This window comes from Celerinatantimonas sediminis (assembly GCF_046054195.1).
Taxonomy (GTDB): domain Bacteria; phylum Pseudomonadota; class Gammaproteobacteria; order Enterobacterales; family Celerinatantimonadaceae; genus Celerinatantimonas.
Window position 1 is genome coordinate 206,226 of the sequence record NZ_JBEQCS010000001.1, and the last position, 25,186, is coordinate 231,411.

Sequence of the window (25,186 nt, forward strand, 5' to 3'; positions counted from 1 at the left end):
AAAAAAGCTCCTAATTTTAGGAGCTTTTTTGTGAATCGCGCTTAAGCTAGAGCATCATCTGCGACCCGATAATTTGGGTCCTCAATGACATTCACTTCAATTAAATTACCTGCTTTTTGCAAAAGCTTGCGACAGTCTGGGCTCAGGTGACGTAAGTGCAACTGTTTGCCTTGCTGCTGATAACGCTCTGAGAGCGTTTCGATGGCTTCAATGGCGCTGTGATCAGAAACTCGCGCATTAGCAAAATCAATGATGACATCTTGCGGGTCCTTTTGAACATCAAACAGCTCTAAAAAGTTATGGGTTGAGCTGAAAAAGATAGGTCCACGCAGATGATAAATTTTATTCTTACCTTCCATTTTAGTGTCAGCACTGATTTGTTTGGCATGTTTCCAAGCAAAGACCAGCGCCGAGATAATCACCCCAATAAAGACCGCAGTTGCTAAATCGGTAAAAATAGTGACTACTGATACCAGCACAATCACTAAGAAGTCAGATTTTGGAATTTTGTTGTACAGACGGATGCTCGACCATTCGAAAGTTGCAATCACGACCATAAACATCACCCCGACCAATGCGGCGATTGGGATCATCTCAATCAATGATGAGGCAAACAGAATAAAGCATAATAAACCAATTGCTGCGACAAGGCCCGATAACCGGCCTCGGCCACCGGAGCGAATGTTAATCATACTTTGACCAATCATCGCGCAGCCACCCATGCCACCAAAGAAACCGGTGACAATATTACCAAGCCCTTGGCCCATACATTCGCGGTTACTGCGGCCTCGGGTTTGGGTCATCTCATCAATCACGGTTAATGTGAGCAGTGATTCAATCAGACCAACACCTGCGGTAATAAAAGCGTATGGCAGGACAATTTTAACGGTTTCCCAATTAAGAGGAACTTGCGGAATATGAAACGTTGGCCAACCACCGGCGATGGTTGCATCAGGGTTGCCAGTCATTTGACGTAGAAAATCCACGACCGTGCGGGTGTGTAAATCAAGCCCATAACAAACCAATGTAACAACTACGATAGCAGCAAGTGAAGCTGGAATCGCTTTGGTGAATTTTGGTAAAAAATGCACAATAGCCATGGTCAGAGCAACCAGGCCTAACATCGTCCACAATTGCGGGCCACTCATCCAGTGGGCAACACCTGCGGCATCTTTGACTTTGAAGTTTCCAAGCTGGGCTAAGAAAATGACAATCGCTAGCCCGTTGACGAACCCATGCATAACCGGTAGTGGCACCATGCGGATGAATTTACCTAAACGAAGTACACCTGCGAGTATTTGTATCACGCCCATACAGACAATCACGGCAAACAGATACTGCTCGCCATGGGTTGCAACAAGCGCGGCAATGACCACTGCAACTGAGCCAGTTGCGCCGGAGATCATGCCGGGACGGCCACCAAAAACAGCTGTAAAAAAGCCAATAATCGCGGCGGCATACAGGCCAACAAGTGGGCCAACATGAGCAACAAATGCAAAAGCAACCGCTTCGGGAACTAGAGCCAAGGCGACGGTGATACCGGAAAGTAGATCAGCGCGCGTTGTTGTTCCGCTAAACTTAGGGAATTTAAACATCGTGGAAATATCCATTTACATCAAGTAAGGCTAGCGGTTAGCTGTCGCAAAGGGTGATTTACTTGATTTTTGCAACAAAATTTTAACGAGCTAGATAAAAGAGCCGGGAGTTTAGCAAAAAATGTGACTTAGTTCAAAATTCGTTCGATTTGCTAGAATGAGTATTTAGTGTGCAACGGTGAATATTGGCGCTTGCTCTTTGCTCAGTTAATATGAACAGACTCAATAATAAGGAATTTTGGCTCATGCGCAGTGTGTTAGAGCGATGGTTTAAATATTGGCGATTACATGGCTGGTCCTTTGTGGTGTTTTTGTTTCAGCGAATTCGCTCCGACCGCTTGACGTCGATGGCCGGAGCACTGGCTTATACGACCTTATTGTCCTTAGTGCCGATGATCGCCGTCGTCTTTGCTATTATCAGTGCGGTGCCTGCGTTTAACGGTGTTCAAGCGCATTTAGAAGACTTGTTATTTAGCAATTTTGTGCCAACTGCCACGGATGCTATTCGCTCGCAAGTGAACCGCTTTGTCGCCAATGCCAATCGCACGACGACCATCGGCGGTATTTTTTTGTTAGTGGTTGCGGTGATGTTGATAGCATCGGTTGAAAACGCGTTGAATCGAATTTGGCGACGAACCCGTTCGCGCAGTTTGATTCGAGCATTGCCTACCTATTGGATGATCTTAACGCTCGGGCCTGTTTTGGTTGGAGCCAGCCTGGCGGTTAGCTCCTATATCTTTTCGCTGGAGTTTTTTGCCAATGAGGCGCTTGCTGGCATCGTCCGATTTGTCCCTGTGGGGCTTTCAACCATTGCCTTTATGTTATTGTATTTGATTATGCCCAATAAACGGGTGCGCATCAGCCATGCCTTTGTAGGAGCGCTGTTTGCTGGTATTTTATTTGAACTGGGCAAGCGTGGTTTTGCTTTATATCTAGCCTCATTTAACTCGTATCAGGCTATTTATGGGGCCTTGGCGGCTGTGCCTATCTTATTTTTTTGGGTGTACATCAGCTGGGTTATTGTGTTGTTCGGCGCTGAAATTAGTGCCGCTCTTGATGAATATGAACAAGAAAATCCCAGCCCTGACGAGGAGCAGTAGAAGTAAATGATTGGTTTAATTCAGCGTGTTAGCCAAGCATCGGTCACCGTTGCCGGGCAAACCATAGGTGCGATTGATAAAGGTTTGCTGGTGTTGCTCGGTGTTGAGCAGGGCGATGACCAGAGTAAATTAACAGAACTTGCTCGCAAGGTTTGCAATTATCGAGTGTTTGCTGATGCCGATGGGAAAACCAATTTAAATGTTAGCCAGGCTGGCGGAGAGCTTTTAGTGGTTTCACAATTTACCTTATGCGCTGATACCCACAAGGGGCTGCGTCCTGGTTTTTCCAAAGCTGCTGCGCCTGAGCTGGCCAACCAGCTTTACCAGCAATTTTGCCAGCAGTGTGAAGCGTTAGGTTTGTCAGTTGCCACCGGTGAGTTTGGCGCAGATATGCAAGTTGCATTGGTTAATGATGGGCCAATGACATTTTGGCTTAAAGTGTAGTGCTCGATAAATCACAAGGGTAAGGAGTTTGGCATGCAATACCAGATTGTAACCCCACAAGGCGATGAGCAATTAGAGCGATATTTTCAGTTTCGCTGGGAAGTCTTAAATAAACCGCTGCACCTGCCTTTGGGCAGTGAGCGGGATGCTTATGATGCGTATAGCCAACATCGGATGGTGCTGGATGAAAATGATCAAATCATGGCAATTGGCCGATTATTTATTAGCGACAGCGAAGAAGCTCTGATTCGTCATATTGCGGTGAATGCTAATTATCGTAAGCAAGGCTTTGGCTTGATGATCATGCGCTCACTTGAGCAAGCCGCGTTATCTGAAGGGGTGCAGCGGATTGTATTGACCGCTCGAGATCAGGAATCAATGGATTTCTTTACCCAAGCCGGTTACTTGCCCGATGGTGAACCTTATTATTATAAAACCACCTTTTTTCAGCAACAGATGGTCAAGCACCTTGATGAGCCTTGTCATTTCACGCGCAGCGCCGAGCTGTGCCATAAGCTTTATCAGGAGATCTATGAGCGCATTCCATTAAGTGAAAAAATCGGCATTAAACTAACTCGTTATGACAATGAGCTGTTAGAAACGCGCCTCTCATTGGGGGGAAATGCCAATGCTTATGAGTCGATGTTTGCCGGGAGCAGTTATTGTCAGGCGTTACTTACCGCGTGGTCGCTGTTATGGCTGGCGCTGGAAGAGCTTAATATGGATGCCGAAATTACTTTGGTGGATGCTCAAATTCAATATCGTCGACCGATTCAAGGTGAGTGCGCAGCTCAAGCCAAACGTTCGCAAGTTGTGAATATGTCTGAGTCATTTAATGCGGGCCACTCAAGAACCCGCTTTAAGATTGCTGTAGAGCTTTATAGCAGCGACCATTTGGTCGCTGAATTTGAAGGGCTATTTTTGCTCAGACGGTTACAGTGTCGCCGGCCAGAAAAAGTGAATTAAGGTTGAAGAGATAGCCACCATCATCACAAATAGACACAGCGCCAGAAGCAGTGCTTTAGCGCTGCTGGCATGAATGTTTTTAAGCCGCGTATTAAAGCCAAGCGCTGACATCGCCATGGCGAGAATTAATGTATCAAAATTAAGCAAGCCACTGCGAATGCTATGGGTTAATGGCAGGTACCCATTTAGTAAAACCACCACAATAAAGCCGAACGCAAACCATGGAATCGTAATTTTACCGCGGCTTTGTGTCCCGGTATTGTTTTGCGCTGCTGCGCGTCTCTGCCAGAGCCAACTGATAATCAACAAGACAGGGGCGAGCAACATAACCCGAGCCAGTTTGACGATAACGGCAACGTTGGCCGCTTGTGGACTAATACTCTCCCCGATAACCACCACTTGGGCAACTTCATGAGTAGTTGAGCCGGCTAATGCGGCAAAGGCATCTTGCGACATATGTAACATGGGAAAGATTAGCGGATAGCCAAACATCGCCAATGTGCCAAAGATAACCACCGTGGCAACTGCAACGACCACATATTCATCTTTGGGTTTAATCACCGGGTCCACTGCCATCACGGCCGCAGCGCCGCAGATCCCTGTCCCAGATGCTGTTAAAAGCGCCAGCTCGGCAGGAAGTTTAAAAACGCGAGTGCCCAGAAAATAGCCAACAATCAGCACCGAGCTGACCATCACTGCCGCTAAGCCGATTCCCGGCCAGCCAATTGCAATAAGTTCCGAGACGGTAATATGTAAACCAAATAACATCACGCCAAGACGTAACAAGCGGCTTTGGGAAAATCCAAGCCCTTGAGCTGCTGGGTGGAGCAATCGTTCCAGAGGCGAATTGGCAATGATAATTCCCAAGATCAAACCGACCATCAATGGACTGAGTGCGACCCAATGGCTGACATAATGGCTAATGACCGACCCGACCAGCGCTGTGACTAACGCAAGCAGCACTCCGGGAAAGAGCGTTTTCATCTATGATTCCTTTACAAAGATGGTAAAAAGATGAATAAGAAGTCTACGGACTTGCTATTTATTTATAAAACGAATAGTTTTGATATTTTAAATCAGAAAAATTGATATGAGTTTTTCACTTAAACAGATGGCTGTTTTCGATGCAGTCGCTCAGTTTGGCAGTGTGAGTCTGGCTTCTGAGCATTTAGCCATGACCCAGTCTGCGGCCAGCATGGCGCTTGCTCAGCTTGAACAGCAACTGGGCCATCCTTTATTTGAACGTTCGGGGCGACGACTGATTTTGAACGCTTGGGGCTATTGGCTGCGACCTCGGGCGAAACGATTACTGCAGGATGCCACACAGATTGAACAGGGTTTTCAGGGGCGCCATCTGTTGTCGGGCCAATTACGCATGGGCATTAGCCAAACCATTGCCGAAGTGCTCTTGCCGCAATTGGTTTGTCGGCTGGATGACTTGTATCCACAATTGCGCCTCGAGCCATTTGTTAGCAACAGCGAACAGGTGATTCTACGGCTCTTGCACCATGAACTGGAACTTGGCGTGATTGAAGGGCGCTGTGATGAGCCGCGCATTAAGAGCTTTCACTGGTGTGATGATGAGCTGGTGGTCGTGGTAGGCGCTCGCCATCCGTTGGCCCAGCATGATGCGGTTTCGATTGATGATTTAAGTGCTTTGCGCTGGGTGCTGCGTGAGAGCGGCTCTGGAACCCGAGAAACCTTTACCAACAGCGTTGCAACGCGAATTAATAAACTCAATATCTGGCGAGAATTTACCCACGTGCCAACCATTATGGCGCTACTTGAAAGTGGTCAATACGCCAGCTGCTTGCCTAAACGTGTCGTTTTACCGCGCGCCAATAGCGGCCAGCTGAAAATCTTATCGGTGGATGGACTTAATATCAGTCGCCAGTTTCATTTTGTCTGGCGCAAAGACGCGGGAAGCGATCCTTTGCGCGATTGCCTTATTGAGCAGGCGATGATGCTGGTTTGAGCTGGCACTGTCCTGAACTTTGACTATCTGAGACAAACGTATCCGTTTGTGGCAGGTAGCTTTGGTTGAGCTGATATTGGTCAATGCGCATCTGTGGTGCCTGCCAAGGACCATCTAATAGCTGGCTGAGTAAGACACATCCTTTGTCAGTAATCCCGATACTAAGCGCATTGTAGCTCTGGTGAGTTAAATCTATCTGTCCGCTTAAGAGCCAGTTATAAGGTTGGCTGGGCAGTTGCGTCTGGACAATTTGAGCAACACCGCGCGTGATATCCACGTTTAGCTTCGCTTGATTAAATAAAGTTGCACCTTCGGGGATCTGTTCTGGGGTTTTCCATAGTGCTGAAATGCCTTCGCTGAGCAGTGCTTTGTGAGCAGGAAGTGATGTTTTTGGACTATTGAGCAGCTGTTGCCATAGCGGTTGCAGGTTGCGATTAAATGCTAATTGGGAGCTGCTTGCAGAAAGCTGGCCGCTGACACTTGCAACACCCTCACTTAGCGACCCGGAGAAGCTGCCATCAGCTTCTAAATCGCCACCGAGTTTAAAATCGCGGCTTAAAGTAAGCCTTGATAGCGGTGAAATATCTAAAATTAACGCGGATAATTTACCCTGCCACGGCAAACTTGGCAGTTGATTTTGGAGTGTGCTTTGCCACTGGAATTGCCCTTGTGGTAGCTCACCATATAAGTTGATATGCGTTTGTTTGGGATCCTCGTTAGGCCCTAAATCTAAGCTGGCATTGTTAATAATCAGGCCGCGAAAGGCAACATCGGGGGCCTGCCAGAAGAAACTGGTATCAGGGTGAAGCGCTTGTTTAAGCGATACGAGCTTGCCTTTATCGAGTACATTTAGATTGCTTAGCGACACGTCCATTGTGTGAATCGAGAGTGGCAGTTCACTGTTGTATGAGAGCAGTTTAATGCCATTGAGGCTCGCTTGAGAGATGTTGAGCGTAACAGGCCATAGCTTTTTAAGTGTCTCAACGGTTTGTTCACTCGTCTTGGAAAGTGCGATGACTGCATCACTGGCATTTAAGCTGGTGATATCAAGCTGGGGCTGATTTTGCCAGTTGTAATTAAATGATGTGGTTAACTGTCCTGGTTGTAATTGGGCTGAAAACTCGCTCACTGCTAACGATTGCCCATTTAGCGCGCCTTGCAAGGATAATTTCTCAAGCGGCAGCTGATTAAACAGCATGTTATTGATATCTAAATCAAAGCTTGCTGATAATTGCGCAGGAGTATTTCGTTGCCAATGCAGCTTTAGAATATCTCCGCTGATGTTATTGATAACGACCGGCATCGACCCTAGCTGACTTTGCAGATTCGCTGAGCTAAGCGCTAGGTCATCGATATCAACGGATTGAATAAACTCAGGTAGTGATGGCGCGGTTACTTTTGCTAAGTCGGATGGCTGTAATTTTAAGCCATCGATTTGCATCTGATTGAGTGTGAGTTGTCCATCCCGCCAAGAGCCTTGAGTCTGAATATTGGCCCCAGCTAGCTGAAAATTAAGCTGGTCTATCTGCCATTGGTTATCGCTGATTTGTACATCAAATTGAGGATGAGTGAGCTCAATGTTAGAGCTTTTGAGTGAATCACTAATCCCACGCAGCTGCCAGCTTTTGCTGCCTTGCTGATGCCAATGGCTGATTTCAAGTTGCGCATTTTCAAGCTGTAATGGCATTTTGCCTTGGCTATCTTGCCAGCTGATTTGCGCCTGCTGGATATTGATGTTATCAACCTGATAGAGGCGAATAGCTGGAATATGAAATTGCCAAGAGGCTTGTCGATTCAGGGCAAACGTTATTTTAGGGTGAGACAAATTTAACTGCGACAGTTCAAATTTGCCCGAAAATAGCGCCAGTGGATTGAGCGTTAACGAGAGCTGTGGACTAACGAGTGCGACATCGCCAGCTTTTGAGAGTGACACGTTATCCAGCTGCCAGTGAAATGGGTCGGTAAATTGCCAGCGGCTTTGCTCATAACTGATATTCCAGCCTTGGCGCTCTGCCCAGTTATGCAATTGTGTCTGATAGTCATCGGGATTAAACGAGAAGATAAAAAATGTCACTGCGCACAGCAGCAACAAAATGACGATAAAAAATAGATCTCGTATCCGTCTCATGAAGGTTCAGGCCTTTATTTAGCATCACATCTTACATAAAGCTACAGCATAAATTAAAACGGCTATTTGTCTATGTTTATAGCCGATTAAACCACAGGCATCTAAAAATCCTAGCGTCTTTACACAACTACTTGAACCTGAACAATTAATTCTAGCAAACTTATCAACAATCAATGCCGTTTATTAAGCGGTTTTAAGCGTCTCTTGCGAAGAAAAAACTGATTGTTGGGTGTTAATTCCAACCTTTTTTCACCCGATGTAACACCAAAATAAACATCGGCAGACCTAAACATTCGGTAATGATCCCAATTGGAATTTCAACCGCTGCGACGGAGCGGGCAATGCAGTCAGCAATGACTAAAAATACTGCTCCGAGGATGGTACTGGCTGGGAGCAATCGGCTATTGCCTGGGCCCACGAGGAGCCTTGCAACGTGTGGCGCGAGCAGACCAATCCAGCCAATCATGCCGGCGATAGAAACAGATAACGCACTGATGAGCGTTGCCAAAGCAATGACCAGATAGCGAATGAAAACCACTGGAACACCTAGCGTTTTAGCTTCTTGATCGCCCATTGACATCACATCAATCGCGCGTCCTAATAGCCACAAGACAACCGTCGCCACACCGATGGGTATCGCCAGATATAGGCTTTGGGTGAGATTTGCCCGACCAAGACTGCCCATTAGCCAATAGGTAATCGATGGCAACTGATCTTGTGGGTCCGCCACATATTTAACAATCGATAACAGTGCGCTAAAAAGCGCTGAGCTAATCATTCCTCCCAAAATGAGCATCACCAGCGATCCGGAGCCAAACAGCTGACCAATGACAATACCAACCACCACCGCAAACAAGCCAAACCCAAAGGCCCAAATTTGCAGTACGCCATCGCTCTGATTAAGCAACATCGCTAGAGTAGCGCCAAACGCAGAACCGGCTAGAACGCCTAAAATTCCTGGTGAAACCAGTGGATTGCGAAAGATAGCTTGGTAGGCAGAACCTGCGGTGGCTAGCGCCATGCCAACTAATATAGCTGCAAGGATCCGCGGAAAGCGAACTTGCACAAAAATATCATCAAGAATGTTCCACTGTTGGGGCGCCATCTTTTGCCATCCCAAAGAGGCGCTCACAAAATGCATGACATCCATTAGATGCACAGGATAATTGCCAATAGTTAGGGCTATGAGCAAGGTCGCCAGAAGGATGATAATCAGGAGTAAAAATTGGCTGTAACTGTGAACTTTATGCCATTGCATCGGCGTAATCCTTTTTAATTTGCCTTTGACAAACCAAACTAAGTTCATCCTGGCTTAGCTCATAGAGCTGGCTTAGTTTTGTCTCGGTCAGTACTTCTGCTGGTTTGCCTTGACCTATCAAATGGCCTTGTCTCATCAATACCGCGCGGGTTGCTATCGCGGTGGCGTGTTGTGGATGATGGGTACTCATCACAACTGCAAGGCCAGTTGAGGCTAACTGGCGAAGATGCGCCAGTAACCGCGCTTGATGGCCAAAATCTAAGGCTGAGGCTGGTTCATCCAGTACTAAAATACTTGCGCCTTGAATGAGTGCTCGACACATCAGCACAATTTGCTGTTGGCCGCCTGAGAGCTGTGGATAAGGTTTTTGGCTTAAATGGGCCAGATGAAATCGTTCTAATAGCTTCATAATTCGTGCTTGGCTGTCGATTGGCGAAGCACCTAAAAAATGGCGCTGGCTAAACAATCCCATCGCAATAACATCACAAACTTTATATGGAAATGGACATTCATGATGCTGCGGCACGTATGCAATATGGCGAGCAATTTCTTTGCGCCGATAATGGCTAAGGGGTTTGTTATTGAGTAACACCAGCCCCGAAGATGGTTTAATTAGCCCCAGCATGAGCTGTAAAAGCGTGCTTTTACCCGCGCCATTGGCTCCGAGCAGCGCGACAATCTCACCGGGTGTAACGCTTAAACTTATCTGATTCAAAATAGGCTGAGCACCATAGTGGAAACTCACCTGTTTAACCGCAAGTTCACAAAGAGCCTTTGGCATGCTTGACTCCTTTAGTGACGGACAATGACAAGTGGCCCAGGATGCAAAAATTTCTGAGCCTCGGTGCGCGTGAGTGTTACATCATAAAATTTCTGATAAAAACGAATGGTTTCATGGATCATATCAATATCGCTAAACGCTTTGGGATAGAGCGTCTTGGCCATCCATAGAAACTGCAGCGCTTGTTCTGAGGTTTCCCTGCTCCAGAAAAACAGCCCGCGGGGATTAACTAAAACGTGCCCGTTTTTAACCGCATTGATTGTTTGCCATTGCCGGTTGTGCTCAATGGATTTGGCGCTGCGTGCAAACATGGTGACGATAACATCCGGATTTGCGCCAATAATCGATTCAATATTGGTATTGGCTTGCCCGTAATGAAATGAACCTAACTGCCAATTTTTAGCAATATTGATAGCCCCGGATAAATCCATCCAATCTTGATTTAAAGAAGGGCTTCCGGTGGTGGTTAACGGTTGCCCTGAGGCTAGATAAACACTGCGGCGTTGATCGAGCGGGATTGATTTTAAGCGTTCGCTAACCAACTGCTCGTTGTGTTTAAAATAGGCCTGATAACGAAGCGCTTTTTGATAAGCCTTAGGACCTAGCAATTTCCCGGTAATTAAAACGCGCTCAATGAGTGAGTGCATCGAATTGCTATGAAAAGCACTGACCGCAATTCCTGCCCGCTCGAGTTGACGCTGTTTGGTTTTAGAAAAGCCTTCAGGGACGAATAAAATATCAGGGTGCAGCGTGATGAGATGTTCAGCGTTGAGATCATTCGCTCCTCCCATCGTCACCAGTTGAGCGTGGCGAATGGCCGGATCGATTTGGGTAAAGGCCGGGATACTTTTCGCAACTTTTGTAGTGGCAACAATTTTATCACCAGCGCCGAGCATCACTAGAATAGAGTTTTGCGCTTCCCAAGCGCAGGCGATACGCTTAATTTTTTGCGGCACCGATATTTTTACATGCCCATAGTAGGTCACTATGCGCCGCGGCTGACTGCTTTGCACCGTCGGTATGGATGAGCGGATTTGCGCCAGCGCAAATGGGCTCACTGAACAGATGAGCAGAGCCAACAACACTGACACCTTAGCTTTTAAAAAGAATGATAAATTTGCTTGCATCGTATCTTCCTTGGCAAAGTGCTGGCATCAGTTTGATGCCAGCATTTAATTGGCTTTAAAACTCAAGGGTTGCACTTAATTTCATTTGCAAAGGGGCCCCTAAGAAGGCGCTTGCTGAGTTGCCATCGCCGTAGATACTACCGGGAAAGATCGATACCCAATATTTGCGATTGGTCACGTTGGTTGCGTTCAGTCGTACGGTCAGTTTTTTCCCATAGAGTTTATCGGTGACGTATTTGGCTCCTAAATCCAATGTGGTGTAAGAACCCGCCCAAGTCGCATTGGTACTGTCTGCAGCTCGTTTGCCCACATAGTGAACATCGGCGTTTAGCGATAATCCTTCGATGGCTCGAAAGTCATATTCGCTTAACAGATTCGCTTGATAACGAGGAACCCCCACAACCCGTTTATTGGAGACATCTTCGCTATAGCCATCTTTCAATTTGGCATCGATGTAGGTGAGTGAACCCATCATTTCGACTTGAGACAGTGGCGAGCCATTTAACGAGAGTTCGATACCGTTGTTGCGCTGTTTGCCTTGTACGCCATAGATATTGGTATCGCTGTTGGTGTAGGCATAAGGGCGCGTGAGGTGGAATAATGCTAAATGGCCTTGCAATAGTCCCCAATCGGTATTGGCTCCAATCTCCCATTGTTTACTACGTAAAGGTGCGATGACTTCGCCTGCATTGTCGGCATCATCATCCGCTGCTGAACCTGCTTCTAAGGTATCGGCATGCGCAATGTAGGTCGTCAGTGTGTCGAACGGTTTATACATCAGCGAGACCGTGGAGCTGAGTCCATGATCTTTATAAGTTGTCTCTTTTTTACCGTCGGAATAGCTCAGCTCGTCAAATTTGCCATAACTGCCAATCAGTAATGTTGAGAAATAGCGGTTAAAGTCAATGTGATCGCTAAGCATAAACGATTGCACTTTGGTTTTGCTCGAGTGAGTCGAGCTGCGATAAATATCCCAGTTATATCCGGAGGTTCCAACCACCAATGAGTGTTTGATTGAGCCAGTATGCACGGTGCCGTTTAAATGAGCGGTGTTACTGGTGATGACAAAGCGCATTGGGCTGGCATCGCGAGTCGTAGTGGTGACGGTGCCATCACTGCCGATGGTGTTGCGCACGCTATCGAGTGTGCGCCGCGCAATTTGGTGTAGAACGCCAGCGGTCAATGACCAGTTTGAATTAATCTGTTGAATTAATTTGGCGCTTTCCATAGTGGTATCTAATGTTGGACCATAAGCGCTGTTTGAATAGCTGGTATTTTTCGGATCGAATGCTTTGGGAAGGCCGGTTGACGCTGAATAGCTAAAACCGCCAGGGTAACCAAATCGTTTGTATTTGTAATAACTGCCGTTAAGTTCAATGGTGGTGTGTTCAAACGGATGAAAATCAAGTGCACCACCGGCCATCTTGCGGTTTAAGGATGAACCTGAAACATAACCATCACCTTGCTCTTTTAATACATTAAACCGATAACCAACATAGCGAGAGGGCGAGCCGCCAAAATCACCGGCCAGAGTGTGAGCCCCATCTTTGCTATAGCCTGCGGTGAGTTTATTTAAATACTCTTTGGTTGGGCGTTTAAAGGCAAAGTTAAAGCTGCCCGCTGGGGTTGCGGGTCCATACACGGCGCCCGTTAAGCTGTGAATAATTTCTACTCGCTCAAACAGTTCCATGGGCTGTGCGGTCGTGATAATTGCGTTCATCCCATCGATATGGCTGTTATCAACTACGCTACCTTCCATCCCGCGGCTTTGCGGGCGGCCAATATCGACGCCACCACGAGCTTCCATCTGCGTGGATGAATCATATTTTAGAGCATCATTAAGGCCGCTGATTTGGCGATCTTCGAGTAGATCTTCGCTCAATACCGTTGCTGAATAGGGCAAATCAAGCAATTTTTGTTTGCCCAGAGCACCCAGTGAGGCCTCTTTGGGAGAATATTCGTCAGCTTTGGTACTTTTCTGACCCTGAACAACCAATTGCGGCTCGGCGGTGACTTCAGAGCTCTGATTGTTGGTTGTTGTCGTGGCGTTTGAGTCATCGGCAAATGCAGGAGAGAATATGTTGCTGGCGCAAAATATCCCTATGGCGAGCGATAATTTACTACGTTTAAACGTATCCATATTGGTAATATCCGTATTAAAAGCAAAAACCACATATCTTCCAGACCCAAACTTATTGTGCTTGTCGATCTTTGTTGTCGATGCGTGAGTCGAGAAAATACAAATCAATACCGAGTCGGGCAGGCATGCGAACAGAGCAGCGCGGGTTTATTACAGAGTTCAGACATCAACCAATTTAGGACTGCATTGGATGATTTTCGTTATGTATTTTTTTATATAACGAAGGTCACATACAAGATATATTTTGTCAAATAGTTGTCATATGAATAAGTAGGTAACTTGTCATTAGATTGATATTTGTCAATTAACGAGATTTGCTGGAAGAGATAAATTTTGGTAGATAATTCAGAATATTATGTTTTTTAATGAGTTTTTAAAGTTGAACTGTAGGGTATAAAAACAAAAATATTATCTGTTTAGAATATAATTCTGAAATATGTCAATATTTTCAGGTTTTTTGTTTTGATGACAAAAAAAGCAATGAGCCAGTGTGGGCCAATTTGAAAACTATCTTAAAGTGCCCACGCAGTCACAATTAAAAAAGCGGGCTAAGCGCCCATATTCACGCTTGTGGTGCCAATCGTGACGCCGCCACAATCAACACTGCCACCGGTAATCGCCGCGGCTTTACCATCAATAATGACCGATGATGAACCTGAGGCAATGGTTCGTGAGTGTTTAGGACTGTTGGGCTTGTCATGTGGCGCGAGCGGATCGCCCACTCGAGCCGCTGGAATATTATCTATTTTTACAGTTCCAGACCCTGCTGTTACCGGGGTTGCATAATAACCATCATGAGCTGTTCCAATATCACCGACAATCACCGCTTTAGGCATGAGTCCTCCATCACTGCAAAGCTATTAATAAGTTACATATTATGCGTAACTTTGCTGAAAAGATAAAGTGTTCAATGTTCACACTTAATTGCCAAGGTTACGCCTGGACATATTTATCCCGATGGCCTAACCAGCGGCGAATTAACGGCTTGACCCATTCCGGGTGTTCGCTAAGAACTTGATTAGCAAGCTCTCGGGCCGGTGCTAGCAGCGTCTGGTCGCGCATCAGATCCGCAATTTTAAAACTAACTAGCCCGGTTTGACGGGTGCCCAACATCTCTCCTGGGCCGCGAATTTCAAGGTCGCGTTCAGCAATCACAAAGCCATCGTTACTATCGCGCAATACGCCTAAACGAGCCGTCGCTGTTTTTGACAAGGGGTTGTGGTAGAGCAATACGCAGTGGCTGGCGATTTGTCCGCGGCCAACGCGTCCGCGTAACTGATGCAGCTGGGCAAGCCCGAGGCGTTCTGGATTTTCAATAATCATTAGGCTGGCATTAGGCACATCGACCCCCACTTCAATGACTGTCGTTGCGACTAAAAGATCCAGCCGATGGGCTTTAAATTCGTCCATGACCCACTGTTTTTCTTGAGCTTTCATGCGCCCATGAACCAAGCCAATACGCAATTGTGGAAGCTGTTGTTGTAATTGCGCGGCGGTATCTTCAGCCGCTTGGCACTGCAGTGCTTCAGACTCTTCAATCAGTGTGCATACCCAGTAGGCTTGGCGGTTTTCGCTCTGACATGCTTGATGAACGCGGTTGATCACTTCCTCGCGGCGCGTATCGGGAACCACTACTGTGGTCACTGGCGTGCGCCCTGGCGGTAGCTCATCAATCACCGAGAGTGACAAATCTGCATAGGCGGTCATTGCCAGTGTTCGTGGAATTGGGGTTGCGGTCATCACCAATTGATGCGGTACAAAGCCATGGGCTCCTTTTTCGCGAAGCGCCAAGCGCTGGTGGACGCCAAAACGGTGCTGCTCATCAATGATAACTAGTGCCAAATGGGCAAATTGCACCTGATCTTGAAAAATTGCATGGGTTCCGATCACCATTTGCGTCTGGCCACTGGCGATGCGAGCGAGCGCCTCTTCGCGAGCTTTTCCCTTTTGTTTGCCAGCTAGCCAATCGATAGAAAACCCCAGTGGCGTAAGCCAATCAGTAAAGTTATTTAAATGCTGTTCGGCGAGAATTTCCGTTGGGGCCATTAACGCAACTTGTTGGCCTTGTGCCAGCGCTTGCAGTGCCGCGAGTGCCGCTACCAGTGTTTTGCCGCTGCCCACATCACCTTGGACTAAGCGCATCATCGGCCAACTTTGTGCTAAGTCTTGACTGATTTCATGGGCGACTCGCTGCTGGGCGTGGGTTGGGGTGAAACCTAGCTGAGCGAGAAATTGCTGCTCAAGCTCTGGGGCGCTCGGCAAAACTTGCGCAGATTCAGCTTGCGCCTGTTGGCGAAGCGTCAAGAGACTTAACTGATGGGCGCAAAGCTCTTCAATCACCAATCGTTGCAATGGTGGGTAGCTACCATCTTCTAAATCAGCCAGATGTGTCTCTGGTGCGGGCCGATGCAGCGCTTTAAGTGCATCAGCCAATTTGGGTAAAGCTTGAAGCAGGCCTGTTTGTTCTGGAATGAGCTCTTGCGGCGGATATTGCTCAAGCAATTGCAGCGCCTGATCGCTTAGCTGGCGCAGAGAAATTTGCCGCAGCCCTTCGGTTGTGGGGTAAACCGGGGTGAGCTGCTCATTTAGATTGAGTGCTTCATCGGCCTCAAAAATCTGATAATCCGGATGAACGATTTCCCAACCGTGTTTACCGCGGCGAATTTCGCCGTATGCTCGAAGCTTTAATCCCTGTTGCATGGCCTTTTTTTGGCCCTGATTAAAGTTAAAGAAGATGAGGGTTAGCGCGCCACTGCCATCATTAATGCGGCAGCTTAAAATTCGGCGTCGGCCATAAAGTGTATCCACTTTATCAATCATGCCGCAGACACAAACGTGTACGCCAGGCATTAAATCGCTGATAGGCCAGATGTGGGTGCGATCTTCATAGCGCAGTGGTAGATGAAACAATAAGTCTTGCAGCGTTGAAATATCGAGTCGCTGTAGTTTCTCGGCTAACTTTGCACCAACGCCTTTAAGCACTGTTATCGGAGTTTGTTCCAGCTGCATACCACTGTAAATATGATCAGGATTTAAGGTTAGTATATGCAATTGGCTGATTAAAATCAGCTTTATCCGTTAGGGACTATTGGATTGAAAAATTAAAAGGCTGTTTGGAATTAAAATTGCTATCAGCCAGAGCCCAAAGAGATTGGCCCTGGCTTTATGGGTCTTGCTGATTAGCCAAGTCGAGCGATATCAATAGGCGCACAAGTACTCTGTTTTAGTTGTACACATTGATTATGTTCAGCGGCGTAAGGTGAGAGATTATCAGCATTGATTTTTTCAATTTGGTCGATTTCACCAGTTTCTCGAATCAGGACTCGTTGACCGGGTTGTAATTCGTTATGGTAGAGATCGTAGACTTTGGTCATCTTTGTTCTCCTTATCATTCCAAAAGACGAAATTATTGTAAGCCTGTTAAAGAACAGATTGTTGTTATTGATCAGATCTTTGTCACATTAAGCCATGGTTAAATGAAATTTTAAGGAAATTGTCTTTAGTTGGATAATTGATTGATTTGAATAAAATAATAATAAAATGTGAGCTCTGTCTCATTTTAAAATGGATTTGAGAATTGTTCTAAAATTAATCAAAATTATTTTTTCTGACGAAGATATAACAATATCAATGATATGAGTGATAATTGCCCATTGACGGGCTTATTAATAAGTGTATTGAGAATAAATCAATACTTGAGCCATCCACTAATGGTGGTATATTGACCAGTAGTCCAACACCTTTGACTAATGTGTCTTTTAGATTTTACGCTCCGAATGTGATCGGAGTGCTTTTGTCAAAGCATACTATCAACGTTTCTCGTTAAGTTAATCGTTAGACCGTATCTACAAGTATTTCTCTTGTGGGAGGATTTGGTCTTGGCGATGAAAAGTTGCTGCAATATTTTTGAGTGAACCAATAAAATGCCAAATTCTACAAGTTCTGAATCTCATAGCCGAGATCTGGTTGATGTTGTGCTGATCGGTGGCGGTATCATGAGCGCCACTTTAGGCACCTTTTTAAGCCAGCTTGAGCCGGATTGGAAAATTGAGCTGTTTGAGCGCCTCGATAGCGTTGCGCAAGAGAGCAGTAACGGCTGGAACAATGCGGGGACAGGCCATTCCGCATTAGCCGAGATGAACTACACGCCAGAAAAATCAAATGGTGAAATTGATATCACCAAAGCGATTCGTATCGATGAGCAATTTCAGCTTTCTCGCCAATTTTGGGCTTATTTAGTTCGCTCAGGATTAATCAGTGAGCCAAGTTCATTTATCAATAGCGTGCCACACGTCAGCTTTGTCTGGGGTGAGAAAAATGTAGAGTTTTTACGCAAGCGTTATGAGGCGTTGATTCAGAGTCCTTTGTTTGAAGCGATGGAATACAGCGAAGATCATGACACGATAAAAAATTGGATCCCATTGGTGATGCAGGGGCGTGACCCATCGCAACCTGTTGCGGCAACTCGCATGGCGCTGGGTACAGATGTTAACTTTGGCGCTTTGACTCGGCAGATGGTGCAGCTGTTGTTGCAACATGAGAATTTTAAACTCAGTGTCGGCTATGAAGTCTGTGAACTGAATCGCGTCGAACAAGGCTGGGAAGTAACCGTTGCCGAGCGCAACAATAAACAGAATCGACGCACCGTTTATGCGAAGCATGTCTTTATTGGCGCAGGTGGGGCATCACTTAAATTATTGCAAAAATCAGGGATCCCTCAGGCTCGTCAATACGGTGGTTTCCCGGTCGGCGGACAATTCTTAGTGACTGAAAATCCAGAACTAGTCAGTCAACATCAAGCTAAAGTATATGGTAAAGCCGCTGTGGGCGCGCCACCAATGTCAGTGCCACACCTAGATACGCGTGTTATCGATGGCAAACAATTGTTATTGTTTGGACCATTTGCTAGCTTTTCGAGCAAGTTCTTAAAAAGCGGCTCGTTATGGGATCTGTTTGGCTCGCTGAATTTATCCAACTTGCGGCCGATGGTGCAGGTTGGTTTGCACAACTTTGACTTGGTGAAATATTTAATTGGGCAGTTATGTCAAAGTAGCGATGCTCGCTATCAGGCTTTACAAGAGTTCTTCCCACAAGCCAAAGAAGATGACTGGAAGTTATGGCAAGCGGGCCAGCGAGTGCAGATTATTAAAAAAGAGCCGGGTAAATCAGGTGAGCTGCGTTTTGGTACGGAGCTGATTTGTGATGAACAAGGCTCGTTAAGTGCGCTGCTTGGCGCATCTCCTGGTGCATCTACTTCAGCTGCGATTATGCTGCAATTGCTGGAGCGTTGTTTTGCTGATGAATTTTCAAGCGAGCGCTGGCAAAAACAGATTAAAACGATGATCCCATCTTATGGGGTATCACTTAATAATAATGCTCAGCTTAATGAACATGAGTTGCAACTTACCGGACAAATTCTGCAATTGACCCATCAATTTGATGGTAAAGAGATCCAAAATGCTATTAAAACGTGGCAAGAGATTGTGCAGATGGCTGACAGTTTAAGTTTAGAAGAGCACTCTTAATTAGGGGGTGTTAATCTTTGGTGGTTGAATTTTGTTCAAATTAAACGCATTTTGAACGCGGCGCATCCTGTGTCTCTTAATGAGTTAAGCCAAGCAGGGTGTAACAAAGTTCAGGATGCGTTTAAATGAACCCGAAGGGCAGTATCTGAGAGAAATTTATCCAGCGTTAAACGTTTTTTGTGCAGACCTACACGGCACAACGTTTATCTGCCTAAATTCCTCTCAGATTGCCGCAAAACTAATCACAAAAGGTCAACAGCCCCTAGCTATTTTATTGTAATCGATAGTAAAAAAGCCCGCATGTAGAGGGCTTTGTTTTTTATCGCAACTTTTATTGCAACTATCCCAGAGCTTTTAGAATTTGTTCCACACTGTCTTTGGCATCGCCAAACAGCATTTGTGTATTTTCTTTAAAGAACAATGGGTTTTGTACCCCTGCATAACCTGTGGCCATGGACCGTTTAAAGACCACAACTTGGCGAGCTTCCCAAACTTCTAAAACTGGCATCCCGGCAATGGGGCTCCCCGGCTGTTTTGCGGCGGGGTTGACGGTATCGTTGGCACCGATCACCAAAACCACATCGGTTTGGCCAAAATCTGGGTTGATTTCATCCATTTCAAAGACGATATCGTAGGGGACTTTCGCTTCGGCCAGAAGTACGTTCATATGCCCTGGCAATCTTCCGGCAACAGGATGAATGGCAAAGCGTACATCCACGCCTTTGTCGCGCAGTTTTCTGGTCATATCCGCGACTGGATATTGCGCCTGCGCCACTGCCATGCCATAGCCCGGTGCGATGACAACGCGCTGCGCTTCGCTGAGCATTTGCGCAACTTCACTGGCAGAAGCTTCGCGGTGCTCACCTTGCTCAGCATCGCTGATGGTGCCACCTTCAACGCCAAATCCACCGAGAATCACGCTGATAAACGAGCGATTCATCGCTTTACACATAATGTACGAAAGAATCGCCCCAGAGCTACCCACTAAGGCGCCGGTGATGATCAACAAATCGTTCCCTAACATAAACCCAGATGCGGCAGCTGCCCAACCCGAGTAGGAGTTGAGCATCGAAACAACCACGGGCATATCAGCGCCGCCAATGGCACTGACCAGATGATAGCCAAAGACAAAAGCTATCAGCATGATGACAAATAGAGCGAGTAAGCTGCCGTTGCTGACATATACCAGCCCTAGAATCAATGACACAATAAGCATCGCTAAATTGAGCCAATGTTTGCCGGGGAGTGATTTAGGCGCGCTTTTTAATCGGCCATTTAATTTGCCAAATGCGACAATCGATCCGGTAAAGGTCACGGCCCCGATAAAGATACCTAAAAATATCTCCCACTGATGAATGATGAGGGCACTTTGGCCGCTGTGTAAAACTTGCTGAGTTTGTGCGGCGCTGCCTAAGAATTTAGCAACTTGGTCCAATTGATGGTTGACCATCTGCAGCTGTTCAAGATGCTGGCCTAGCTCTAATGCACTGGCAAATCCGACCAACACCGCCGCTAACCCGACAAAGCTATGTAGCATCGCTACCAGCTCCGGCATTTGGGTCATTTCAACTTTCATTGCAAGCCGCAGTCCAATTGCTGCGCCAATAATAATGGCGATGAGGATGAGCCAACCGCCCGCTGAAACTTGCGCGCTGGCTAATGTAGCAATGATGGCAATGGCCATCCCAATCATACCAAACAAGTTGCCGCGTCGAGCTGTATGCTGTTTACTGAGTCCAGCGAGGCTGGCGATAAATAATAGTGCCGCAATAAGATATGCACCGATGAGTAATCCATGTGACATAATGAGTCCTCCTTTACTCGCCGTCTTTGCGGAACATTTTGAGCATCCGCTGGGTCACAGCAAAACCACCGACAATATTGATGCTGGCAATTAACACTGCAATGGTTGATAAAATCAGCATCAATGTGGTGCTAGTCGTTTTCATCTGGACAAAGGCCCCAATAATGATGATCCCAGAAATGGCATTGGTGACACTCATTAGTGGCGTATGCAGTGAATGGGTGACATTCCAGACCACGTAATAGCCGACCACGCAGGCTAAGATAAACACCGTAAAATGCTGCACAAATTCAGTCGGAGCATTGGCCGCCACCCAACCAAATAACAGCGCACCAACAACGGCGATGACAGGTTTAAGCCAAGGACGAGAAGGTTTTGGCTCTGGGGCCGATGTCGGTTCTGGTTCGCTCGGTTGAGCTTTAGGCGCGGCGCTGACCTGAATCGCGGGTGGTGGAAAGGTTATTTCGCCTTCGCGTACGGCCGTAACCCCACGGATGACTTCATCTTCAAAATCAATCACCATCTGCCCGTCTTTTTCAGGTGTTAGCAATTTGAGCAAATTCACCAAGTTGGTGGCGTACAACTGGCTGGCTTGGGCTGGCACTTGATTGGATAGTTCAGTTAAGCCAATGATGGTTACATCGTGCTCAACCACGATTTCTCCGGGTTTGGTCAGTTCACAGTTACCGCCATTAGCTGCTGCTAAATCCACAATAACACTGCCTGGTTGCATGCGCTCAACCATATCTTTGAGAATCAGTTTGGGGGCAGGTTTGCCCGGGATGAGCGCGGTGGTAATGATGATGTCCACTTCATCGGCTTGCTCACGAAACAGTGCCATTTCGGCATCGATAAATTCCTGGCTCATCTGTTTGGCATAGCCATCGCCACTGGTGGCCAGCTCATTGACATCAACAGTTAAAAATTCGGCGCCCATCGAAGCGATTTGTTCTTTTACTTCTGGGCGAGTATCAAAGGCGCGAACCTGCGCGCCGAGGCTGTTGGCGGTGCCAATCGCGGCAAGTCCAGCAACGCCTGCGCCAATCACTAAGACTTTGGCAGGTGGAATACGCCCGGCAGCGGTGATTTGGCCGGTAAAGAAACGTCCAAAATGATTCGCCGCTTCGATAACCGAGCGATAGCCATCCACGTTGGCCAGAGAACTGCGCGCATCCAACGATTGGGCACGAGAGATGCGGGGCACCATATCCATGGCCATCAAGTTAATTGATTTGCTTTTACAGAGCTCAAGTAACTGGGGATTTTGTTTGGGCCAGACAAAGCTAATGACGCTGGCATCGGGTGAAATAAGGCTCAGCTCACAGTCATCGCCTTCGCTGGTGGGCGCATGAACTTTGAGAATAATATCGCAAGCAAACGCTGCATTGCGATCGCCGATAGTTGCTCCGGCATCTTGATAGGCATCATCGTTAAAGTTAGCCAGCACACCTGCGCCACTTTCAACGATAACCTCATAACCCAGCTGAGTCAGTTGCAAGACGCTTTTGGGTGTTGCGCCGACCCGTGCTTCACCTTCCCGGCTTTCTTTGGGTACTCCAATTTGCATAGTGATGTCCTAATGGTTAAGGCCAGCTTTAACACCAGCCATTATGAAAAGGGGTGTCATGCGTACAACTTCGCATTGGACAAGCCATGATTTTATTGTAGTTCTACACAACAGCCCAGGTGAGAACTTGATTAAAAGTCATGTTGTTAAGTTACTAACTCTTTTATAGATAATCAATGTAAATACAAGTTATCTGCAAATCTGCGATTATTGATGCATTTTTATGACTATTGTGTGAAAATGCGCCGCTTTTTCGGTTGAGGGTGTTGTTCAAAAAGCCCAATAACCATATAATAATTAATAGATTTTTTAGGTAGTAAGCGGATGTTTGCATATTTAGCACTGTTGTTGGTCTTAGTGGGTGTTGTTCCAGTTTTGTGCTATTTTGCTGGCTTGATGAGTCTATATTTACAGTTTGGTGCCCCGTTTGCCGGGTTGGTCATCTTGCTCTGGTTATTGATCGATGTTTCCAAAATGCGCCATTCGTCACGCTCTTCCCAACAGAGTCAGCGTCATAAGCGTTCTCACTAAGTAAATACACATTACAGTTATTGGTGATGGCTATTTAGTCATAGGATTCTGTATCGGCTTCTGGCAATATAGTGTTTTTAGTCGATAACACGGAATAATTGCTTTTGGCTCGTAAAAGTTGGTCTTTTCGAGATAGTCGTCTGGCCAGACGGCTAGTATTGGCCATTGTCTTATTTAGTTCCCTGTTAACCTTAACGGTCACGGGCGTTCAGTTGTATCTGCAATATCGTTTAGATATGAGTAACGTGCGCCAGTCAGCCGATATTATTCAAGATTCGTGGGTGCCAGCACTGACCGAAAGTGTCTGGGATTATAATACCGACCTTATCGAGCTTCAGTTAAATGGGATGATTAACTTGCCATTTATTATGGAAGTTCGTTTATCTTTAGATGATGGTCAATATTTTGCAGTGGGCCATCCCGCGCCGCCAGATAGCTTTTTATATAATTTCCCTCTGCAGCATGTCGATCACGGCAAACGCAAAAAATTAGGCGCTTTAGCGGTTGTTATCGATACCAATCAAATTCAGCAAGATTTGATTCGTTATGCGTTAACACTGTTAATTTCCAACTTGTTCAAAGCGGCGATGGTCGTATTGTTCATGTTGTTTATTTTCCATATTTTCCTCGGACAATATCTGATTCAAATTGTTGCCTATTTGCGTGGGGACGATGGTCATCTCAGTGGCCAGCCGTTAAGGTTGCAGCGAAATAAACGGCAAAATGATGAACTGGATGATTTAGTCGATGCCTATAACGATATGGCACAATGTCTTGAGCAGGAAAACCGTCAGCGCTTGGCCGAAAGCGAGCAACGCGCGTTAATGCAGCAGCAATTGGCGCGGATGGACCGCCAAGTGACAATGGGCGAGATGGCGACCTCTTTGGCGCATGAGCTAAATCAGCCGCTTGCCTCAATTACCGGTTATGCCGATATCAGTAAACGGTTTTTAGCTCAGCAAAAACTTGAACGAGTCGATGAGACGTTAACTAAAATTTCAAACGAAGCGCTGCGAGCTTCGGAAATTATCCGTCGGACGCGGGAATTTGTGCGTTCGCGTAAAACTACCCAAGAGCTGATTACCGTCAGTGCGCTGCTTGAGGAAACGGTTGCGATTATTCGCCATAGCGCTGAACAGTATTCAATCAATATAGAATTAGATCTCTCATCGGTTCACAATGACGAAGTTTTTGTGGATAAAATTCAAATTCAGCAGGTATTGCTGAATTTATTGCGAAACGCCATCGATGCGCTCAAAGAGCAGAGCGGCGAGCGAACCGTTAAGATATTAGCGCAAACGCGCGATGATGCAGATGAAGTCTGCATTCAGGTTATGGATAATGGTCCGGGGATTGATGAGAAGGTCCTAGAGACATTATTCTCGCCATTTGTAACGACTAAAGATGACGGTATGGGGATTGGGCTGGCGATTAGCCGTGCGATTGTCGAGGCGCACCATGGCCAGCTCACTGCCTATAATAGTTCTCAAGGCGGAGCCTGTTTTGAGCTCACTCTTGCGGCAAAAAATCATGAATAAAGGGCATTGACCCATAATAAAGGTGATGAAGATGAATGAAGAAGCAAAACCACTGATTTATATTGTGGATGATGATCCATCGATTCGCGATATGATTGAACTGATGGTCGATAGCGTTGGCTATGATTATCAGAGTTTTGCTGATGCCAGTGAATTTCTTGACGCTTATGCGGATGTTCATGGCTGTTTGTTGCTGGATATACGCATGCCGGGCATGTCAGGTATGATGCTTCAGGAACGGCTAAACGAGCAGCGCTGTATTATGCCGATCATCTTTATTACCGGCCATGGTGATATTACTATGGCGGTTGAAGCGATGCAGCGTGGCGCTTTTGATTTTATGGAAAAGCCATTTCGGGAGTTTGACCTGTTAAGCAAGATTGAAAAAGCGCTTGAACAGGATGAGCAAAACCGTGTGGATTTGACCATGAAGCAGGAGATTTGCGAGCGCATAGAGTCGTTGACCAAGCGAGAAAAAGAGGTGATGGAACTGGTTGCTCAAGGCAAAGCGAATAAAGTCATCGCGATCGATTTAAATATTGCTCAAGGCACCGTGGAAATTCATCGCTCACGGATTATGTCGAAAATGAAGGCTCGTAGTCTGGCTCATCTGATGCGGATGCTAATGGTCGCAGGCGAGCTGGATAATAGTATTTAGCGCTAGATCTTATTGTTGAGATTTTCGGCTTTACGTCCTAATGACAAAA

General features: G+C 46.4%; 20 protein-coding genes. 8 read left to right on the forward strand and 12 right to left on the reverse strand.

The annotated features are described in order from the left end of the window. Positions 1 to 41: 41 nt before the first annotated feature. Positions 42 to 1,595 (reverse strand): SulP family inorganic anion transporter, encoded by a 1,554-nt coding sequence (locus tag ABTQ23_RS00965; RefSeq protein ID WP_408613749.1) that lies wholly within the window; start codon positions 1,593 to 1,595, stop codon positions 42 to 44. 245 nt (positions 1,596 to 1,840) lie between these two features. Here ABTQ23_RS00965 and ABTQ23_RS00970 point away from each other — a divergent pair, with 245 nt between their 5' ends. From ABTQ23_RS00970 to ABTQ23_RS00980, 3 genes are read left to right on the forward strand one after another with little or no spacing between them, the layout of a single operon-like run. Continuing rightward, a complete protein-coding gene (locus tag ABTQ23_RS00970; protein ID WP_408613750.1) occupies positions 1,841 to 2,695 on the forward strand; it encodes a virulence factor BrkB family protein in 855 nt (284 codons plus the stop codon). 6 nt (positions 2,696 to 2,701) lie between these two features. Next, entirely contained in the window at positions 2,702 to 3,139 is a 438-nt protein-coding gene (gene dtd, locus ABTQ23_RS00975; RefSeq protein WP_408613751.1) for a D-aminoacyl-tRNA deacylase, read from the forward strand. Between the two features lie 33 nt (positions 3,140 to 3,172). Further along, positions 3,173 to 4,105, forward strand: a complete 933-nt coding sequence (locus ABTQ23_RS00980) for a bifunctional GNAT family N-acetyltransferase/hotdog fold thioesterase (protein ID WP_408613752.1) — start codon at positions 3,173 to 3,175, stop codon at positions 4,103 to 4,105. Here the strand turns inward: ABTQ23_RS00980 and ABTQ23_RS00985 are convergent. Further along, the gene (locus tag ABTQ23_RS00985) at positions 4,073 to 5,089 is read right to left on the reverse strand and encodes a YeiH family protein (RefSeq protein WP_408613753.1); all 1,017 of its coding nucleotides are present in this window, start codon (positions 5,087 to 5,089) and stop codon (positions 4,073 to 4,075) included. The two genes, ABTQ23_RS00980 and ABTQ23_RS00985, sit on opposite strands and share 33 nt — an antisense overlap. Positions 5,090 to 5,195: 106 nt before the next feature. On the opposite strand from ABTQ23_RS00985, the gene ABTQ23_RS00990 reads away from it, so the two are divergent. Further along, positions 5,196 to 6,080: a LysR substrate-binding domain-containing protein gene (locus ABTQ23_RS00990; protein ID WP_408613754.1), complete on the forward strand. Its 885-nt coding sequence runs from the start codon at positions 5,196 to 5,198 to the stop codon at positions 6,078 to 6,080. Here ABTQ23_RS00990 and ABTQ23_RS00995 read toward each other — a convergent pair. From ABTQ23_RS00995 to ydfZ, 8 genes are all read right to left on the reverse strand, one after another. Then, the gene (locus tag ABTQ23_RS00995) at positions 6,052 to 8,208 is read right to left on the reverse strand and encodes an AsmA family protein (protein ID WP_408613755.1); all 2,157 of its coding nucleotides are present in this window, start codon (positions 8,206 to 8,208) and stop codon (positions 6,052 to 6,054) included. The two genes, ABTQ23_RS00990 and ABTQ23_RS00995, sit on opposite strands and share 29 nt — an antisense overlap. A gap of 232 nt (positions 8,209 to 8,440) precedes the next feature. After that, positions 8,441 to 9,466, reverse strand: coding sequence for a FecCD family ABC transporter permease (locus ABTQ23_RS01000; RefSeq protein WP_408613756.1), 1,026 nt, complete (start codon positions 9,464 to 9,466; stop codon positions 8,441 to 8,443). After that, positions 9,453 to 10,247: an ABC transporter ATP-binding protein gene (locus ABTQ23_RS01005; protein WP_408613757.1), complete on the reverse strand. Its 795-nt coding sequence runs from the start codon at positions 10,245 to 10,247 to the stop codon at positions 9,453 to 9,455. The genes ABTQ23_RS01000 and ABTQ23_RS01005 overlap by 14 nt, the downstream gene beginning before the upstream one ends. Before the next feature lie 11 nt (positions 10,248 to 10,258). Next, on the reverse strand, positions 10,259 to 11,374 hold the full coding sequence (locus ABTQ23_RS01010) for an ABC transporter substrate-binding protein (protein WP_408613758.1): 1,116 nt from the start codon (positions 11,372 to 11,374) through the stop codon (positions 10,259 to 10,261). Between the two features lie 55 nt (positions 11,375 to 11,429). Continuing rightward, positions 11,430 to 13,514, reverse strand: coding sequence for a TonB-dependent siderophore receptor (locus tag ABTQ23_RS01015; RefSeq protein WP_408613759.1), 2,085 nt, complete (start codon positions 13,512 to 13,514; stop codon positions 11,430 to 11,432). A 548-nt stretch (positions 13,515 to 14,062) separates the two neighbouring features. After that, positions 14,063 to 14,350 carry a type VI secretion system PAAR protein gene (locus ABTQ23_RS01020; protein WP_408613760.1) on the reverse strand — a complete coding sequence of 96 codons (288 nt, stop codon included), beginning with the start codon at positions 14,348 to 14,350 and terminating at the stop codon, positions 14,063 to 14,065. Positions 14,351 to 14,447: 97 nt separating this feature from the next. Then, positions 14,448 to 16,523 (reverse strand): ATP-dependent DNA helicase RecG, encoded by a 2,076-nt coding sequence (gene recG, locus ABTQ23_RS01025; RefSeq protein WP_408613761.1) that lies wholly within the window; start codon positions 16,521 to 16,523, stop codon positions 14,448 to 14,450. A 170-nt stretch (positions 16,524 to 16,693) separates the two neighbouring features. Then, positions 16,694 to 16,888 carry a putative selenium delivery protein YdfZ gene (gene ydfZ / locus ABTQ23_RS01030; protein WP_408613762.1) on the reverse strand — a complete coding sequence of 65 codons (195 nt, stop codon included), beginning with the start codon at positions 16,886 to 16,888 and terminating at the stop codon, positions 16,694 to 16,696. A 549-nt stretch (positions 16,889 to 17,437) separates the two neighbouring features. Between ydfZ and mqo the strand changes: the two genes are divergently transcribed. Continuing rightward, positions 17,438 to 19,039 (forward strand): malate dehydrogenase (quinone), encoded by a 1,602-nt coding sequence (mqo, locus tag ABTQ23_RS01035; RefSeq protein WP_408613763.1) that lies wholly within the window; start codon positions 17,438 to 17,440, stop codon positions 19,037 to 19,039. A gap of 340 nt (positions 19,040 to 19,379) precedes the next feature. Here the strand turns inward: mqo and pntB are convergent, their stop codons facing one another. Both pntB and ABTQ23_RS01045 read right to left on the reverse strand, forming a co-directional pair. Beyond that, positions 19,380 to 20,843: a Re/Si-specific NAD(P)(+) transhydrogenase subunit beta gene (gene pntB, locus ABTQ23_RS01040; protein WP_408613764.1), complete on the reverse strand. Its 1,464-nt coding sequence runs from the start codon at positions 20,841 to 20,843 to the stop codon at positions 19,380 to 19,382. Positions 20,844 to 20,856: 13 nt separating this feature from the next. Beyond that, complete coding sequence (locus ABTQ23_RS01045) at positions 20,857 to 22,410, reverse strand: Re/Si-specific NAD(P)(+) transhydrogenase subunit alpha (RefSeq protein ID WP_408613765.1); 1,554 nt, start codon at positions 22,408 to 22,410, stop codon at positions 20,857 to 20,859. 324 nt (positions 22,411 to 22,734) lie between these two features. Here ABTQ23_RS01045 and ABTQ23_RS01050 point away from each other — a divergent pair, with 324 nt between their 5' ends. From ABTQ23_RS01050 to ABTQ23_RS01060, 3 genes are all read left to right on the forward strand, one after another. Then, positions 22,735 to 22,941 (forward strand): hypothetical protein, encoded by a 207-nt coding sequence (locus ABTQ23_RS01050; RefSeq protein ID WP_408613766.1) that lies wholly within the window; start codon positions 22,735 to 22,737, stop codon positions 22,939 to 22,941. A 104-nt stretch (positions 22,942 to 23,045) separates the two neighbouring features. Further along, complete coding sequence (locus tag ABTQ23_RS01055) at positions 23,046 to 24,479, forward strand: sensor histidine kinase (RefSeq protein WP_408613767.1); 1,434 nt, start codon at positions 23,046 to 23,048, stop codon at positions 24,477 to 24,479. Positions 24,480 to 24,510: 31 nt separating this feature from the next. After that, positions 24,511 to 25,137: a response regulator transcription factor gene (locus ABTQ23_RS01060; protein WP_408613768.1), complete on the forward strand. Its 627-nt coding sequence runs from the start codon at positions 24,511 to 24,513 to the stop codon at positions 25,135 to 25,137. Positions 25,138 to 25,186: the final 49 nt, after the last annotated feature.